This window comes from Ensifer sp. 4252, assembly GCF_050434565.1.
GTDB lineage: Bacteria > Pseudomonadota > Alphaproteobacteria > Rhizobiales > Rhizobiaceae > Ensifer.
The window spans coordinates 106,238-120,561 of sequence record NZ_JBNDIU010000010.1 but is presented as its reverse complement, the minus strand read 5'-3'; the positions used below and the strand labels follow the sequence as shown (position 1 = coordinate 120,561).

General features: G+C 61.5%; 16 protein-coding genes. 6 read left to right on the top strand and 10 right to left on the bottom strand.

Annotation, left to right across the window (positions count from 1 at the left end; genetic code table 11):
* Window positions 1-96 precede the first annotated feature (96 nt).
* Entirely contained in the window at window positions 97-1,950 is a 1,854-nt protein-coding gene (locus ABIE33_RS19510; RefSeq protein WP_429128256.1) for an ABC transporter ATP-binding protein, read from the bottom strand.
* A 415-nt stretch (window positions 1,951-2,365) separates the two neighbouring features.
* Here ABIE33_RS19510 and ABIE33_RS19505 point away from each other — a divergent pair, with 415 nt between their 5' ends.
* Entirely contained in the window at window positions 2,366-2,938 is a 573-nt protein-coding gene (locus ABIE33_RS19505; RefSeq protein ID WP_429128253.1) for a GNAT family N-acetyltransferase, read from the top strand.
* 6 nt (window positions 2,939-2,944) lie between these two features.
* Window positions 2,945-3,406 (top strand): tRNA (cytidine(34)-2'-O)-methyltransferase, encoded by a 462-nt coding sequence (locus tag ABIE33_RS19500; protein WP_429128250.1) that lies wholly within the window; start codon window positions 2,945-2,947, stop codon window positions 3,404-3,406.
* Between the two features lie 76 nt (window positions 3,407-3,482).
* Here the strand turns inward: ABIE33_RS19500 and ABIE33_RS19495 are convergent, their stop codons facing one another.
* Entirely contained in the window at window positions 3,483-4,058 is a 576-nt protein-coding gene (locus ABIE33_RS19495) for an NADPH-dependent FMN reductase (protein WP_429128247.1), read from the bottom strand.
* Window positions 4,059-4,135: 77 nt separating this feature from the next.
* Between ABIE33_RS19495 and soxR the strand changes: the two genes are divergently transcribed.
* A complete protein-coding gene (gene soxR / locus ABIE33_RS19490) occupies window positions 4,136-4,615 on the top strand; it encodes a redox-sensitive transcriptional activator SoxR (RefSeq protein ID WP_429128244.1) in 480 nt (159 codons plus the stop codon).
* Window positions 4,616-4,735: 120 nt separating this feature from the next.
* On the opposite strand, the gene ABIE33_RS19485 is transcribed toward soxR, so the two are convergent.
* The gene (locus tag ABIE33_RS19485) at window positions 4,736-4,996 is read right to left on the bottom strand and encodes a hypothetical protein (RefSeq protein ID WP_025427204.1); all 261 of its coding nucleotides are present in this window, start codon (window positions 4,994-4,996) and stop codon (window positions 4,736-4,738) included.
* Between the two features lie 297 nt (window positions 4,997-5,293).
* On the opposite strand from ABIE33_RS19485, the gene hemF reads away from it, so the two are divergent.
* Complete coding sequence (gene hemF, locus ABIE33_RS19480; protein ID WP_429128240.1) at window positions 5,294-6,205, top strand: oxygen-dependent coproporphyrinogen oxidase; 912 nt, start codon at window positions 5,294-5,296, stop codon at window positions 6,203-6,205.
* Window positions 6,206-6,220: 15 nt separating this feature from the next.
* Here the strand turns inward: hemF and ABIE33_RS19475 are convergent, their stop codons facing one another.
* Window positions 6,221-6,397, bottom strand: coding sequence for a hypothetical protein (locus ABIE33_RS19475; protein WP_429128237.1), 177 nt, complete (start codon window positions 6,395-6,397; stop codon window positions 6,221-6,223).
* A 156-nt stretch (window positions 6,398-6,553) separates the two neighbouring features.
* Here ABIE33_RS19475 and ABIE33_RS19470 point away from each other — a divergent pair, with 156 nt between their 5' ends.
* Window positions 6,554-6,826, top strand: coding sequence for a BON domain-containing protein (locus ABIE33_RS19470; protein WP_429128234.1), 273 nt, complete (start codon window positions 6,554-6,556; stop codon window positions 6,824-6,826).
* 7 nt (window positions 6,827-6,833) lie between these two features.
* On the opposite strand, the gene ABIE33_RS19465 is transcribed toward ABIE33_RS19470, so the two are convergent.
* The 4 genes from ABIE33_RS19465 to ABIE33_RS19450 form a co-directional block, all read right to left on the bottom strand.
* On the bottom strand, window positions 6,834-7,451 hold the full coding sequence (locus ABIE33_RS19465) for an ABC-type transport auxiliary lipoprotein family protein (RefSeq protein WP_429128470.1): 618 nt from the start codon (window positions 7,449-7,451) through the stop codon (window positions 6,834-6,836).
* 93 nt (window positions 7,452-7,544) lie between these two features.
* Complete coding sequence (locus tag ABIE33_RS19460) at window positions 7,545-8,915, bottom strand: MlaD family protein (protein ID WP_429128231.1); 1,371 nt, start codon at window positions 8,913-8,915, stop codon at window positions 7,545-7,547.
* 94 nt (window positions 8,916-9,009) lie between these two features.
* Entirely contained in the window at window positions 9,010-9,819 is an 810-nt protein-coding gene (locus ABIE33_RS19455) for an ABC transporter ATP-binding protein (protein WP_429128228.1), read from the bottom strand.
* 13 nt (window positions 9,820-9,832) lie between these two features.
* Window positions 9,833-10,987 (bottom strand): MlaE family lipid ABC transporter permease subunit, encoded by a 1,155-nt coding sequence (locus ABIE33_RS19450; protein ID WP_429128225.1) that lies wholly within the window; start codon window positions 10,985-10,987, stop codon window positions 9,833-9,835.
* A gap of 138 nt (window positions 10,988-11,125) precedes the next feature.
* Between ABIE33_RS19450 and dgcA the strand changes: the two genes are divergently transcribed.
* Window positions 11,126-12,109, top strand: a complete 984-nt coding sequence (gene dgcA, locus ABIE33_RS19445) for an N-acetyl-D-Glu racemase DgcA (RefSeq protein ID WP_429128223.1) — start codon at window positions 11,126-11,128, stop codon at window positions 12,107-12,109.
* Here dgcA and ABIE33_RS19440 read toward each other — a convergent pair.
* On the bottom strand, window positions 12,061-13,281 hold the full coding sequence (locus ABIE33_RS19440; protein WP_429128220.1) for an MFS transporter: 1,221 nt from the start codon (window positions 13,279-13,281) through the stop codon (window positions 12,061-12,063). The genes dgcA and ABIE33_RS19440 overlap by 49 nt on opposite strands.
* Window positions 13,282-13,386: 105 nt before the next feature.
* Window positions 13,387-14,226 carry a UDP-2,3-diacylglucosamine diphosphatase gene (locus tag ABIE33_RS19435; RefSeq protein WP_429128217.1) on the bottom strand — a complete coding sequence of 280 codons (840 nt, stop codon included), beginning with the start codon at window positions 14,224-14,226 and terminating at the stop codon, window positions 13,387-13,389.
* Window positions 14,227-14,324 lie beyond the last annotated feature (98 nt).

The following is a 14,324-nucleotide window of genomic DNA, read 5'->3' as shown; positions in this document are numbered from 1 at the left end:
GCAACAGCAATCGCTTTCCGCCATCGAGCGCATTACAATTGCGTAACGTCAAGTGGCAAACCCCGCCGCCTGCATGCGCGGCGGGGCCGCAGCGGATCACTCCGCCGCTTCTTCCTTCTCGGCGTCGTCGGCGATGAAGCCGCCCGACTGGCGCGACCAGAGGTCGGCATAAAGGCCACCCTTGGCCACGAGTTCGGCATGCGAACCCGTTTCGACGATCCGCCCGGCCTCGAGGATCACCAGGCGGTCCATTTCCGTCAGCGTCGACAGGCGGTGGGCGATCGCGATCACCGTCTTGCCGGCCATCAGCGCGAACAGGTTCTCCTGGATCGCCTGCTCGACTTCGGAATCGAGCGCGGACGTCGCTTCGTCGAGGACGAGGATCGGCGCGTCCTTGAGGAAGACGCGGGCGATCGCGATGCGCTGGCGCTGGCCGCCGGAGAGCTTGACGCCGCGCTCGCCGACCTGGGCGTCGAGCCCCTTGCGCCCCTGGTTGTCCTCAAGCCCCTGGATGAACTCCCAGGCATTCGCCCTTTTCGCCGCAGCAGTGATCGCCTCGTCGTCCGCTTCCGGGTGTCCGTAGGCGATGTTGTCGCGAATGGAGCGATGCAGCAGCGAAGTGTCCTGCGTGACGACGCCAATCTGGGCGCGCAAACTATCCTGGGTGACGGTGGAGATATCCTTGCCGTCGATCCGGATTGCGCCCGATTCCACGTCGTAGAAGCGCAGCAGCAGGTTCATCAGCGTCGTCTTGCCGGCGCCCGAGCGACCGACCAGGCCAATCTTCTCGCCCGGCTTGATATCGAGCGACAAGTGATCGATGACGCCCTTTGCCTTGCCGTAGTGGAAGCGGACGTTGTCGTAGGTGATCGCACCCTTTTCCGCCTTCAGCGCCTTGGCATCCGGCTCATCGACAATGTCCTGCGCCTTGGTCATCATGCCGATGCCGTCATAGACCGTGCCGATGTTCTCGAACAGCGCCGAGACTTCCCACATGATCCATTGCGACATGCCGTTGATGCGCATGGCGAGGCCGACGGCGATCGCGATCGCACCGACCGAAATGGCGCTTGTCAGCCACAGGTGAATGCCGAGCGCGCTGATGGCAAACAGCGCGATGCTGTTGTTGACGTAGACGAGGATGTGGAACAGCGTCACCTTGCGCATCTGGCGGTGCACGGTGTCGAGGAAGCCGTCCATGCCGGCGCGCGCATAGCCTTCCTCACGGCCCGCATGCGAGAACAGCTTGACCGTGCCGATGTTGGTGTAGCTGTCGACGATGCGCCCGGTCATCATCGACCGGGCGTCGGCCTGCTCCTTGGAGATCTTCTGCAGCCGCGGCACGAAATAGGTGACGATGCAGATGTAGATCACCAGCCAGACGGCGAGCGGCATCACTAGCCGCCAGTCGGCGGCGGCAACGACGATCAGCATCGTGACGAAATAGCTGACGACATAGACGAAGACGTCGAGGATCTTCATCACTGTTTCGCGAACCGCAAGCGAGGTCTGCATGACCTTGGTTGCGACGCGGCCGGCGAATTCGTTGGCGAAGAACGTCATGCTCTGGCGCAGCAGATAGCGGTGCATCTGCCAACGGGCGATCATCGGGTAATTGCCGAGCAGCACCTGATGCATGATCAGCGAATCGATCGCCACCAGCAGCGGCAGCCCGATCAGGACCATGCCGCCCATCCAGATCAGCCGGTGACCTTCAGCTTCCAGGAAGGTGTCGCGATTGGCGTTCGACAGCCAGTCGACCATGTTTCCGAGAAACTGGAACAGCGCCACTTCGCCGATGGCTATCAGCATGGTGCAGACCGACATGATGAGCAGCCACGGAACCGCCGGCTTGGAATAGTGCCAGCAGAAGCCGAAAAGGCTTTTCGGCGGAAGCACGGGCTCTTCCGTCGGATAGGGATTGAGGCGGGATTCAAACCAGCCAAACATTGTCTTGCTCCTTCAGAGTATTTTGAAGGAAGGCGGGTATCTCCCCGCATTCTTTATCGTGAAAATTTCAGTCCGGAAATGCTGCCCCGCCATGGCGGGTTAATCTTCCGGAGTTCCGGAAGCGCGCATAAATCTCTTGAAAGATAGGTCGCGGAACCGGTTAGGCCAAACGGTGGCCCATCACTCCAGGAAGGCGTGTCAACATCAATACAGTCATCATTGCCTCCGTCGGTTCGCGTTGAAGAGAGGTTCTGTCTACCTCTATTCGCGCGAACATGCCAGATTGCCGCAGGGACTTTCTTGCCTGTTTTTTCATCGCTCAGTCGGATGTTGCCCATTCGGCACAGATTAGTCACCGTGAAATCAACCGGAAAAGACGCGTGGCGAACACGGCTGCGATTGGTAGGAAACGCACATGAACCCATCATCGACGGCTCCTCCCGATTTGCACGGACACGGCTTCCTGTTGAGGCGCCCACGAGACAGCGACGTCGAGACGCGGCTGGCGCTCGGGCGTGACCCGGAGATCTACCGCATGTTCGGCGGCGATGCATCCCTCGCCCGTCCTTACGGACAAGCGGACGCTGAAGCGTGGCTGCAGCACACCATCGAACATCCGGCCGCCTGGATCATCGATCGCGACGGGCTTGTCGGCGAAGTCAGGCTCGACAACATCAACAAGCACGACCGGCGCGCCTCCTACGCCATCGGCATCCTCGATCCGGAACTGCTGGGCAAAGGGCTTGGCACTGCCGTCACGAAGCTTGTATTGGCGCATGCGTTCGGCGAACTCGCGCTGCATCGCATTTCGCTGCGCGTGCTCGCCTTCAACGAACGCGCGATTGCCAGCTATCTCAAATGCGGTTTCTCGGTCGAGGGGCGCGAACGGGAGGCGGCGCTGATCGACGGCGCGTGGCACGACGACATCATGATGGGGATTCTGGCGCACGAATTCTCCGCCGCACCAGAAGAGCCGCAAGGAAAGTGAACAGACGTGAGTGACCTTCGCATCGCCCTCTACCAGCCTGACATCCCCGGCAATACCGGTACGATCCTTCGCCTTGCGGCCTGCCTCGGCCTTGCCGTCGACGTAATCGAGCCGGCGGGCTTCGATCTTTCCGACCGCAACCTCAAACGGGCCGGCATGGACTATATCGCCTCGGTCACCCTCACCCGCCACATTAACTGGGAACGGTTCGAGGCGTGGCGGGTGCCGACCGGACGAAGGCTGGTGCTTGCCTCCACCAGGGCCGCCGAGCCCTATACTCGCTTCAAATTCCGTTCCGACGATATCCTGCTGTTCGGCAGGGAAAGCGCCGGTGTGCCAGACCATGTGCATGATCGCGCGGAAGGCCGTATCCTCATCCCGATGGCCGAAGGGCAACGGTCGTTGAATGTCGCCATGTCTGCCGCGATGATCGCCGGCGAGGCGATCCGGCAAGTTCAATTGCTCTGAAAAACATCGCATGGCTCTGCCCCGCCTTTCCTGATGGGGGTGACGATGGGCGCCGCCAGCGGCAGCGCCCCAAAATTCAGGCGGCAACCTCGTTGTAGGGCGTTATCTTGCGGGCCTGCTTCAAGATTCGCGCCCACCAGATGAGCCGGTCCATCATCAGGAACAGTGGCGCCCGCATCTCCTCTGGTTTGTAGAGGTTGCCGGCCGCGTCGAATTTCGACCAGGCTTTGGCAAACTGGACGCCGTCGCGTAGCGTCACCGCATGCAACTCGCCAAAGACCTGGCGCAACTGCTCGACGGCGCGGATGCCGCCGGAAGCGCCGCCGTAGGAGACGAAGGCGACGGGCTTGGCATGCCACGGCTCGTAGACCGAATCGATCAGCTCTTTCAGAGCGGCCGGATAGCCGTGATTGTATTCCGGCGTCACCACCAGAAAGGCATCCGCTTCGGCCACCTTGCGCTCCAGCCACTCGCCGGGATTGACCGCGGCACCGACGCCGCGGGACGCCCTTAGCCGCGCCGGATCGATGACCGTGAGATTGAACACGGCGGATTCCGAAATCTCGCGGATCAGCCAATTGGCGACCGTGTCGCAGAAGCGACCCTGCCGGGCGCTGCCGTAGATCACCGCAAGCGTCATCTTCTCTGTCATGGGGATTAGCTCCTTGTTGTGAATTCCATGGAGCTCATGCTATAAAACCTCAACATTAGTTGAGGTCAATAGCTACCATGACGATTGTAAGAAACAGCGAAATGCGGCGTGAGCTGACGGTCGGCGAAGTCGCGGAGCGCAGCGGTGTCGCCGTTTCCACCCTCCATTTCTATGAGGCCAAGGGGCTGATCCACAGCAATCGCAGTCGCGGCAACCAGCGTCGTTATCCCCGCAGCGTGCTGAGGCGCGTGGCGGTGATCAAGGTCGCCCAGCGCACCGGAATTCCGCTTGCGGAAATTCAGGAGGCGTTGATGGTGCTGCCGGACGACCGGCCGCTGACGGTACAGGATTGGGCACGGCTCTCGGAGAGCTGGCGCGAGCAGCTGAACGCGCGCATAACCAGCCTGATGGCGTTACGCGACCATCTGACGAGCTGCATCGGCTGCGGATGCCTGTCGCTCAGGGAATGTCCGCTGCGCAATCCCCACGATGTGCTTTCGATGGAAGGCGCCGGGCCGCGGCTGATGGATGCCACGGAAGAGGACGGCCAGCCCTAGGAGGCGCCATGGCCGCGATTTTGCCCACTTGCCGCGGAGCCTGACGCAAACACCGACGTCATGTGACCAACTAGAGCATCCGACAACACGAGACGTCCCGGAAAAGGTCTTGCCGAAGCGTCAGTCGGCCGTCGGTAGTCGGCGCATGGTGAATTCGATCTCGTCACCGTCGAGCTGGCGCCAGCTTTCCACCTCGGTCCAGTAGGCGGCCTTCGGCCAGGTATCGAACCATTCGCGCGCCTTGGCGCGGGCAGCACTTCGATCGAGCCTAAAGGTTTCTCGCACGAAAAGGCCATCGCCTCGTGTCGGATTGTCCCGGCGATGCCGGGCGATCTGGCGCCGCAAACCATCAAGCGGCGGACCTGCGGGTATTCTTGCCATGGGCCATACCTCTAGAGGTAAAGATAGTGTGAGTATCGGGCCATTGCGAGTCCGTTTTACACCGCCCACCCGATGCGGCAGACTACAGCGCCGCGCATCAAATATGACGCGCAAAGGACGCTGTAGCACTTTAGACTTGCTGCATAATTTCTCCTTAAATCGAATCTGATTTAAGGAATTATGCAGTAGCCCGGTGACCCGTCCGCCGTTGCCAATCCGGAGGAAATATGAACTGTGGCGCACATCAACGAATCGGCGGCTTTCCGGCGTGCAAAGCCGCGAACAGGACAAATTTTCATGGAACGACCGCAACTACCCCAGGGGCTGCCTGCCGATATCGAAGACAAGAAGGCAGCAGCCAGAGCCTGGTTCGAAAGCCTGCGCGATACAATCTGCGCCGCTTTCGAGGCCGTCGAAGATGACCTGACCGGCCCGCTGTCGAACCGTGAACCGGGCCGCTTCGTCGGCAAGGAGTGGAGCCGCGACGGCGGCGAAGGCGGCGGCGGCCGCATGTCCATGATGGAAGGCCGCGTCTTCGAGAAGGTCGGTGTGCACACTTCGACCGCCTTCGGTGAATTCTCGCCGGAATTCCGCGAGCAGATCCCGGGCGCCAGCGAAGACCCACGCTTCTGGGCATCGGGCATCTCGTTGATCGCGCATCCCGTGAACCCCAACGTGCCGGCCGTTCACATGAACACCCGCATGGTCGTCACCACCAGCAACTGGTTCGGCGGCGGCGCCGACCTGACGCCGGTGCTCGACCGCCGCCGCGTCATGACCGACCCGGACACCCAGCTGTTCCACCGCGCCATGGAGATCACCTGCAATCGCCATCCGGTCGCCGATCACGCGAGGTACAAGCAGTGGTGCGACGACTACTTCTTCCTGAAACACCGCAACGAGGCGCGCGGTACCGGCGGTATCTTCTATGATTGGCTTCAGTCTCCGGCCGAGCAGGGCGGCTGGGAGGCGGATTTCGCCTTCACCCGCGACGTCGGCAAGGCCTTCGCACTCGTCTATCCCAAGATCGTGCGCACAAATTTCAATACGTCATGGACTGAGGAAGATCGCGACGAGCAGTTGGTGCGCCGCGGCCGCTATGTCGAATTCAACCTGCTCTACGATCGCGGCACCATCTTCGGCCTGAAGACCGGCGGCAATGTCGAGTCGATCCTCTCATCCCTGCCCCCGGTCGTCCGCTGGCCCTGACAAGGTGCGCGGACGTCATTTGCAGATGCGCACCTTCTTGATCACCACCCGGCCATAGGCGCCATAGGTCTTCACCGTCTTGACGACACAGGTCTGTCGATATCCGTAGCTGTAATTGCCGGCTATGGCCGGAATGGCGACGGCAAGCAATGTCGTCATCGCGAGCGCGACGGCGAGAAAAGAATGACGCATGGAGGGGCCCCCGTTCGAATACTGCGGCCAGAAACGACATGCGATCCGCATGTCCGAGCCATCGCATGAATGCCGGTCTGGCGCTGTTTCGATTGGAACAGCTGAACAAATCGGAGGGCGCCGCGTTGTCCTTCCATCGAGGAAAGGGGCCGGACCATGATCTTCAAGAAGCGCACGTTCCACGGCACCGAGCCAGAACGCAGCACCGCGGATCACCCCGCGGAGCTCGAACGCCGCGTGGCGCACAGCCTTGCGGTGACGCCCGGTCTCGATGCGGCCGACGTCACGGTTGTCTGCAAGGGAAATACGATCATGCTCGCTGGCCACGTCGCGACGAAAGCCGAAGTCGCCCGCGCCGAAGAGTCGGCGAGACTGATTGAAGGCGTGGCCGAGGTGATCAACCGCATCGAGGCGCCAGCAGCCACATAGAGCCGGGTCAGATAGAGCCGAGCGTCCAGCCGACGATCTCGGATGCGACGATCGCGAACGCCTGGTCGAGCGCCTTCACGAAAGCCGGGTTGCCAGTACCGTTGACGCCAGCTGTGGCACGGAACGCCTTCTGCGCTCGCACCGTCCCGTTCCGGTCGTTGACGAGTTTGGCAAAGATCTCGACGACCGCCGTGTCGGCGCCTTCCGTCGATATCTCGAACGAGCGAATTTCGCTGATTACCTGATAGTCGATCGCAAGCCCCTCGCCCGGCTTGCCGACTCCTGCGACCTTGCCGGTATTCTCGAACGCCTGGACCAGCTTTGCCTGCACCATGCGCGGCAGGCGGTCGCTCCATTGCGCCTTGGAGAGATATTGCAACTCCGAGCCGGAAAGGCGGATGACGATCTGGTCGCTGTCGAGCGCTTTCAGCGCCGTTGGTTCCGGCACGAGGATCTGCTTGCTGGTCGCACCCCGTCCTTCGACCACTGGCGACGAGGAAAGGTTGAACGTATCGTTGACGGCAGCACCGGCGCCGCACCCGGCCAACAAGACAGCCAGCGTGAAAATCAGGGCGGAGCGTTTCGCTCCCGTCTCACGCACACACACCAGCCCCGAAAAATTCATACTGCCCAAACCCTTGTCCAATACGCAGCACCTTAGAGCGCTCTTTAATGAAAGCAACCCGCCCGGCCCCACACCGGCTTTGTCTTACCCGACTCAGCGCCGGGTGCGACCATCGTATTGTTTGACCGTTTCGCCGCCAAACAGAAGGCGCTGCGGATTCTTGTCGAATGTCGAAATCGTGTTTTCGAGACTCTGCACGGTGCGACGTGTATCGGTCACCAGCGCTTCGACATCACGAAGGCCGGAGCTGGAGAAACGCTTCAGATTGTCGGCGATCGGGCCGATCTGGGCGTTGAGGTTGTCAGCCATCTTGCGGAACGATTCGAGCGTGGTGCGCGCCTCGGCTGAAAGCGACGGCGCGTCGGCATCGCCGAGGAAGCCATCCACCTTGACGAGGATGCTATCGACCCGGTTCGACGCAGCGTTCAGCTTGCTCGCCATCTGGGTCACGTCGGTGATCGTACGATCGATGTCCTGCTGGCGCGCCGTGATCTTCTCGGCAAACTGCGTGATGTTGGCGACCGTCTTGCGGGCGTCGGCACTTGCTGCCGAAATGTCGTTGACGACAAGTTCGACCTTCTGCTTGTCGACCGCGGCCACAAGCGTATCGACGCGCTCGAGCGTCTTCTGCGCGTTCTTGCCGAACTGGTCATAGGTCTCGACTGTGCGCTTGAACGCCGCGATGGTCTCGGAAACGCCGCCCGAGGCGGCCTTAAGGTCGTTGCTCAGCTGCTCGACATTGCTGACGATACGATCGATCTTCTTCGGATCCACCGATTTCACCAGAACATCGGCCGAGGCCAGGGTCGAATCGAGCTTCTTCGACGCGGCATTGATCGATGCCGAAAGCTCCGTCACGCTTTTCAGGAAGTCGTCGATCGCGCCAGAATTGTCAGCAAGCGCCTTGGAAAATTTCTCGGCATTGCCGATCGTGCCCGTCAGCGGCCCGCGCACATCCTTGACGAAACCCTGGATGTCGGTGATCGCGTCGTTGGCGCGGTCCATGATCGCGTCCGCCGTCGCGAGCAAGCTGGTAACGCTCGATTGGTCGGCGAGAATGCGCGCCTGCGTGCCCTTCTCGACCGCGTTCCTCAGGATGTTCTCGTCGCCCTTGTTGCCGCCACTGAGTTCGATATAGGCAGCACCTGTCAGCCCCTGCACTTCGAGCGTCGCCTTTGTCGATCTCAGCACCGGCGCGTCGATTGAAACTTCGGTTACGGCAATCGAATAGCGCGGATCGTTGGCGTCGATCGCCAGATTGCGCACGGAACCAACAGGAATACCGTTGAAGCGAACAGGCGAGCCGACGGAAAGCCCGTTGGCAGAGCCTGGAATGTTGACGACCAGCTCGACCATCTCGCCGCTGCGGCCATATTGCGACATCCAGTAGACGAAGCCGAAGGCCGCCGCGATCACGAACACCGTGAAGAACCCGACAATGGCGTAGTTCGCTTTAGTTTCCATTCGTTCCGACTACCTCAGTGGCCATCCTATCGGCCGTTCTTCTGCTTCGGGGCGTCCCCGGAGACATCCGGAAATCCCCGCCGGCTTCCCGGCGCTACTCGTCGTGCCGCACGATCGACCGCGCCCGCTTGCCCCGGAAATAGGACTTCACCCAGGGATCGTCACAGGCCAACATGTCCTCGACGGTCCCCTCGACCAGAACCTTCTTGTTCCCCAACACCGCGATGCGATCGCAGACAGAAAACAGGCTGTCGAGGTCGTGAGTCACCATATACACGGTCAATCCGAGCGTGTCGCGCAGCTTGGCGATCAACTCATCGAACTCGGCCGCGCCGATCGGGTCGAGGCCCGATGTCGGCTCGTCGAGAAAGACGAGATCTGGATCGAGCGCCAGCGCACGGGCAAGTGCTGCCCGCTTGATCATGCCGCCCGAAAGCTCGGACGGGTATTTGTCGGCCGCCTCCGGCGCCAGACCTACCAGCTCGATCTTCACGCGCGCCAGCTCGTCCATCAGGCTCTGTGGCAGGTCGAGATATTCGCGCATCGGCACCTGGATATTTTCACGCACCGTGAGGGCCGAAAAGAGTGCGCCGTGCTGGAAAAGCACGCCGAGACGCATGTCGAGCGCGATCCGCTCAACCTCGGACATCCGGTCGTATTCCGCGCCGAGGATCTTGATCGTGCCGGAGCGCTTGGCCAGAAGCCGCAGGACCGTGCGCATCAACACCGACTTTCCGGTACCCGAGGCACCGACGAAGCCGAGGATTTCGCCGCGATAGATCTCGAGGTTGAGCTTGTCGAGAACGATGTGGGAGCCGAAGCCGACCGTCAGTTCACGCACCGACAACACCGCTTCGTGCCCGTTGGCGGTGTCCGGCTGTCTTTCTTTGGCTGTTGTGTCCATCGTCCCATTCGCCTCAGAAATCGATCGCTGCGTAGAACATGGCAAACAGACCGTCGATCAGGATCACGACGAAGATCGATTTGACCACCGAGGAAGTGACGTGGCGGCCGAGCGATTCGGCGCTTCCGCCGACCTTCAGACCCTCGACTGCCGCGACCACGCCGATGATCAGCGCCATGAACGGCGCCTTGATCATGCCTGCCGCGACCGATGAAAAATCGATGGCCTCCTGCAGGCGCGACAGGAAGGTCGCAACCGTGATGCCCGAATAGGTCCAGGCAACCAGCGCCGCACCGGTCAGTGCCGCGAAGTTGGCAATGATGGTCAGGAGCGGCAACGCGATTGTCAGCGCCACGAGGCGCGGAAACACCAGGACGCCGACGGGGCTGAGGCCCATGACCTTCAGCGCGTCCACCTCCTCGCGCATCTTCATCGAGCCGATCTCGGCTGTGATCGCACTACCCGAACGCCCGGCGATCATGATGGCTGTCAGGAGCACGCCGATTTCGCGCAACTGCAGGATGCCGACCAGATCGACGACGAAGACTTCAGCGCCGAAGTAGCGCAGCTGGAATGCGCCTTGCTGCGCAATGATCGCGCCGATCAGGAAGGACATCAGCATGATGATCGGCACGGCCTTGACGCCCATGCGGTCAATCTGGTGAACGATGGCCGCCGGCGAGACGCCACTGTGCCGCCCGAACTTGAGCTGGGCACCGCGAACCGCCGAGCCGAGAATGTACATCGCTGCAACGATATCGTTCCAGGTGGCGACCATCACTTCACCGACTGGGGCAAACAGCCGCTGGAACAGTGGAGGGTGCTCGCCTTCGTCTTCCGGTGTCGGCAGTTCCGCCGGCAATGCGCCAATCAGCTCGACATAGCGCTGACCGCCATCGACGAACTGGATCTCGCCTTTTTCAGGTCCGGCAAGCCGCGTCATGAAGCGCCGGATGATCCAGGCGCCGGCCGTGTCCATGGCCGTCACACCCGACAGATCGAACTGCCTGACGCTGCTGCCCTTGCGTGCAAGCTGGTCGAGCTTGACGGCCATGGCTTCAGCCGTCTCGTGCCGCCAGACGCCGGAAAAGACGTAAGCGCCTTCAGCGTCGCCGGTATCTCCGCCGAGCGTGACATCCGCAACGATCTTGGTCTGTGAACGCGTCACCTGGTCTCTGTCATCCCGATTTGCTAACCGCTCGTAAAAGCTTGCTCCGTCATAACGGCTCACATCCTTGATGTCATCCTGACGAAGCCGGTAACATCAAGACCTAAGCGCCAGATAGGCCCCGCCGGAGAAGATTTCATGTCAACTGTGCTCGAAGCGACAACCGAAGACTTCCCGATTGCGGGCACATTCACGATTTCACGCGGCTCGAAGACCACGGCAAGCGTCGTGACATGCCGAATCACCACTGACGGCACGAGCGGTTGGGGTGAATGCGTACCCTACGGCCGCTACAATGAAACCATCGCCTCCGTACTTGCCGAAATCGAGACCATTCGACCGCGGATCGAATCGGGGCTGACGCGCCTGGAGTTGCAGTCGGCAATGAAGCCGGGTGCGGCCCGCAACGCCGTCGACTGCGCATTGTGGGACCTCGAAGCAAAGCAGAAAAGTAAATTCGTCCACGCGCTTGCCGGCCTTTCCTCACCCGGGATATTGACGACGGCCTATACGCTTTCGCTCGCCGAGCCGGAAACGATGCGTGCGCAGGCAGCGCAATATGCCCACCGCGATCTGCTCAAGATCAAGGTCGGCACGTCGGACGATGCCTCACGCATCCGCGCCGTGCGCGACGGCGCGCCGGAGAGCCGCATCATTCTCGATGCCAACGAGGGCTGGACGGCGGAGAGCCTCGCCTATCACTTCGCCGTCTGCGCCGAACAGCGTATCGACCTCATCGAGCAGCCGCTGCCGGCCGGCCACGATCAGGCGCTCGCCACGATCGCCCGCCCCGTTCCGGTCTGCGCCGACGAGAGCGTGCATGCGACAGGCGATCTCTCCGGCCTCGTTGACCGTTATGACGCCGTCAACATCAAGCTCGACAAGACGGGCGGCCTGACGGAAGCGCTTCGCATGCGCGATGCGGCAGCATCCCTCGGCCTCAAGGTGATGGTCGGCTGCATGGTGGGAACCTCGCTCGGCATGGCACCGGCAATCCTGGCGGCGCAGGGCGCGGATTTCGTCGATCTAGACGGTCCCCTGCTTCTGGCGCGTGATCGCACGCCCGGCCTGCGCTACGAAGCCTCGCTGGTCTTTCCGCCCGAGCCGCGCCTCTGGGGCTGAAGGTACCAGGCGGCAACGGCAAAGCAGCAGCCGGCAAAGGCGACGACCGACATCGAATAGAACCCGTTCACCCCGTACCAGGCGTAGAGATAGCCGGACAGGAAGGTGAAGATCGCCGTGAAGATGCCGGTGTAGAAAAAATAGAGCCCCTGGGCCGATGCCTCCTGCTCCTCGACGACGCGCTCCACCAGCTTGTTCTGCATGCCGGTGTGCATGATCGCATAGGTGAAGGCGTGAAAGCACTGCAGCACGAAATAGCCGGAAAAGCCGAGATCCATCGGGAAGATGATCCAGCGCACGACGGCCAGCGAGCAGCCGGACAGGATCATCGTCCAGACGCTGAAGCGGCGGATGATCGCCTTGGCGAAGATGAACATCGTCACCTCGGCAGCGACGCCGGCACTCCAGAGGATGCCGATCTCCGTGCCGCTATAACCGATATGCTGCCAGTAGATCGCCGAGAAAGCGAAGAGCATGGCGTGGCTGGCGTTCACCAGCGTCACGCCGATCAGCAGCAACTGCAGATCGAGCTGCCGCAAGGATTGCGGCGGAGGCTCGGTCAAGGCCGTGATCGGTGACGGGCGCCGCGGCCGACCGACCTTTGGCGCCGCAAGGGCCATCAGGATCGTCAGGCCGAAGCCGATGGCCATCGCCGGAAGCACCATGTCGCCACCAAAGATGCCGATCATCCAGCCGCCGAGCATGGTTGCGCCGATGAAGGCGACGGAACCCCAAAGCCGCATCTGGGCGTAATCGAAGCCCCAGCGGCGGACGCCGGAAAGCGCGATCGCCTCGACGATCGGCACATAGGGCGAATAGACCGCCGACTGCAGCGTATAGATGATCAGAACCGGCCAGAACTCCCGGGCGTAGAACAGCACGAAAGCCGTTGCCAGCGACAGGAAACCTGACCAGATCAAGACGATCGTGCGCTCTCCCAGCCGGTCGGCGATCACACCGGCAATCGGCGCGGTGATCACGCGTACGAACATCGGCAGCGCTAAGACGACGCCGATCTCGAAATCGCTCATGGAAAGCGTGGTCAGCCAGACCGGAAAATACGGCATCGCGAAACCGTTGACGATCAACGGTGCGCAGAAGAGCAAGGCGATGCGAAGCGCAAAATGACGCGGCGGAGGGCCCACAGTTGCGGGCGCTTGGGAGGGAATCATAGGAGAACCTGATGGCTATGGGCCAGCAATAGCATAGCCCGCTGCAGGATCGCCATAACCTAGATTTCGCTACACGCGACGCTTGCGCCCTCGCCGACGCCCCTGTCAGGCCGCCCGTTGCGTCAGCAACTGCGCCAGAAGCCGTTCCGCTTCGGCCGTTCCCTCAGCCTCTGCGACGCCGCCGCGCATCTGATGCCAGGTGATCAGTTCCATGGTGCCGTCGTGGTGCTCGGCGATCGCCGTGCAGCTTTCGACCCAATCGCCAGTGTTGATATAGCGCACGTCGCCGATATCCTCGATGACCGCATGGTGGATATGGCCGCAGATCACGCCCTGCGCGTCATGGCGGCGCGCTTCGTCGGCAACCACCTTCTGGAACTCGCCGATGAAGTTGACGGCGTGTTTCACCTGCAGCTTCGCCCACGATGAGAACGACCAATAGGGCATGCCGAGCCGGCGACGAATGGCAGCAAGGCCGATATTGATGGCAATTGCCGTATCGTAGGCCCAGTCGCCGAGATAGGCGAGGATGCGGGCATTGCGCACGACCACATCGAACTCATCGCCATGCAGCACCAGATAGTTGCAGCCGTCGGCGCCCTTGTGCATGTGGCGCTGCGCCACTTCGATGCCGCCGAAGTGAACACCGGGAAAATCGCGCATGAATTCATCGTGATTGCCAGGGATATAAATGATGCGCGTGCCCTTGCGGGCCTTGCGCAGCAGCTTCTGAACGACGTCGTTGCAGTTCTGCGGCCAGTACCAGCTGCGCTTCAACCGCCAGCCATCGACGATGTCGCCGACGAGGACGATGGTCTCCGCCTCGTGATGGCGCAGAAAATCAATGAGAAAGTCGGTCTTGGCGGCCTTGGAGCCGAGGTGGACGTCGGAGATGAACAACGTCCTGAGATGTCTTACGGAGTTGTTTTGCGGTGCCGCCATCATACCAGCCTCGTCTTGATTGAGCCTTCTGGGGCCCGTCAAAACCAGACTCGTGTTTCAGGAAGATGACACGGACGCCGGCCGCTTCGTCGCACTGGCTG

Excerpts from the sequence above, each read along its gene's own strand:
- ABIE33_RS19495 (WP_429128247.1), bottom strand. The coding sequence starts at position 4,058 with ATGACAGAGAAGATGACGCTTGCGGTGATCTACGGCAGCGCCCGGCAG.
- dgcA (WP_429128223.1), top strand. The coding sequence starts at position 11,126 with ATGTCAACTGTGCTCGAAGCGACAACCGAAGACTTCCCGATTGCGGGC.
- ABIE33_RS19510 (WP_429128256.1), bottom strand. The coding sequence starts at position 1,950 with ATGTTTGGCTGGTTTGAATCCCGCCTCAATCCCTATCCGACGGAAGAG.
- ABIE33_RS19485 (WP_025427204.1), bottom strand. The coding sequence starts at position 4,996 with ATGGCAAGAATACCCGCAGGTCCGCCGCTTGATGGTTTGCGGCGCCAG.
- ABIE33_RS19440 (WP_429128220.1), bottom strand. The coding sequence starts at position 13,281 with ATGATTCCCTCCCAAGCGCCCGCAACTGTGGGCCCTCCGCCGCGTCAT.
- ABIE33_RS19475 (WP_429128237.1), bottom strand. The coding sequence starts at position 6,397 with ATGCGTCATTCTTTTCTCGCCGTCGCGCTCGCGATGACGACATTGCTT.
- ABIE33_RS19460 (WP_429128231.1), bottom strand. The coding sequence starts at position 8,915 with ATGGAAACTAAAGCGAACTACGCCATTGTCGGGTTCTTCACGGTGTTC.
- ABIE33_RS19455 (WP_429128228.1), bottom strand. The coding sequence starts at position 9,819 with ATGGACACAACAGCCAAAGAAAGACAGCCGGACACCGCCAACGGGCAC.
- hemF (WP_429128240.1), top strand. The coding sequence starts at position 5,294 with ATGGAACGACCGCAACTACCCCAGGGGCTGCCTGCCGATATCGAAGAC.
- ABIE33_RS19505 (WP_429128253.1), top strand. The coding sequence starts at position 2,366 with ATGAACCCATCATCGACGGCTCCTCCCGATTTGCACGGACACGGCTTC.
- ABIE33_RS19470 (WP_429128234.1), top strand. The coding sequence starts at position 6,554 with ATGATCTTCAAGAAGCGCACGTTCCACGGCACCGAGCCAGAACGCAGC.
- soxR (WP_429128244.1), top strand. The coding sequence starts at position 4,136 with ATGACGATTGTAAGAAACAGCGAAATGCGGCGTGAGCTGACGGTCGGC.
- ABIE33_RS19465 (WP_429128470.1), bottom strand. The coding sequence starts at position 7,451 with ATGAATTTTTCGGGGCTGGTGTGTGTGCGTGAGACGGGAGCGAAACGC.
- ABIE33_RS19435 (WP_429128217.1), bottom strand. The coding sequence starts at position 14,226 with ATGATGGCGGCACCGCAAAACAACTCCGTAAGACATCTCAGGACGTTG.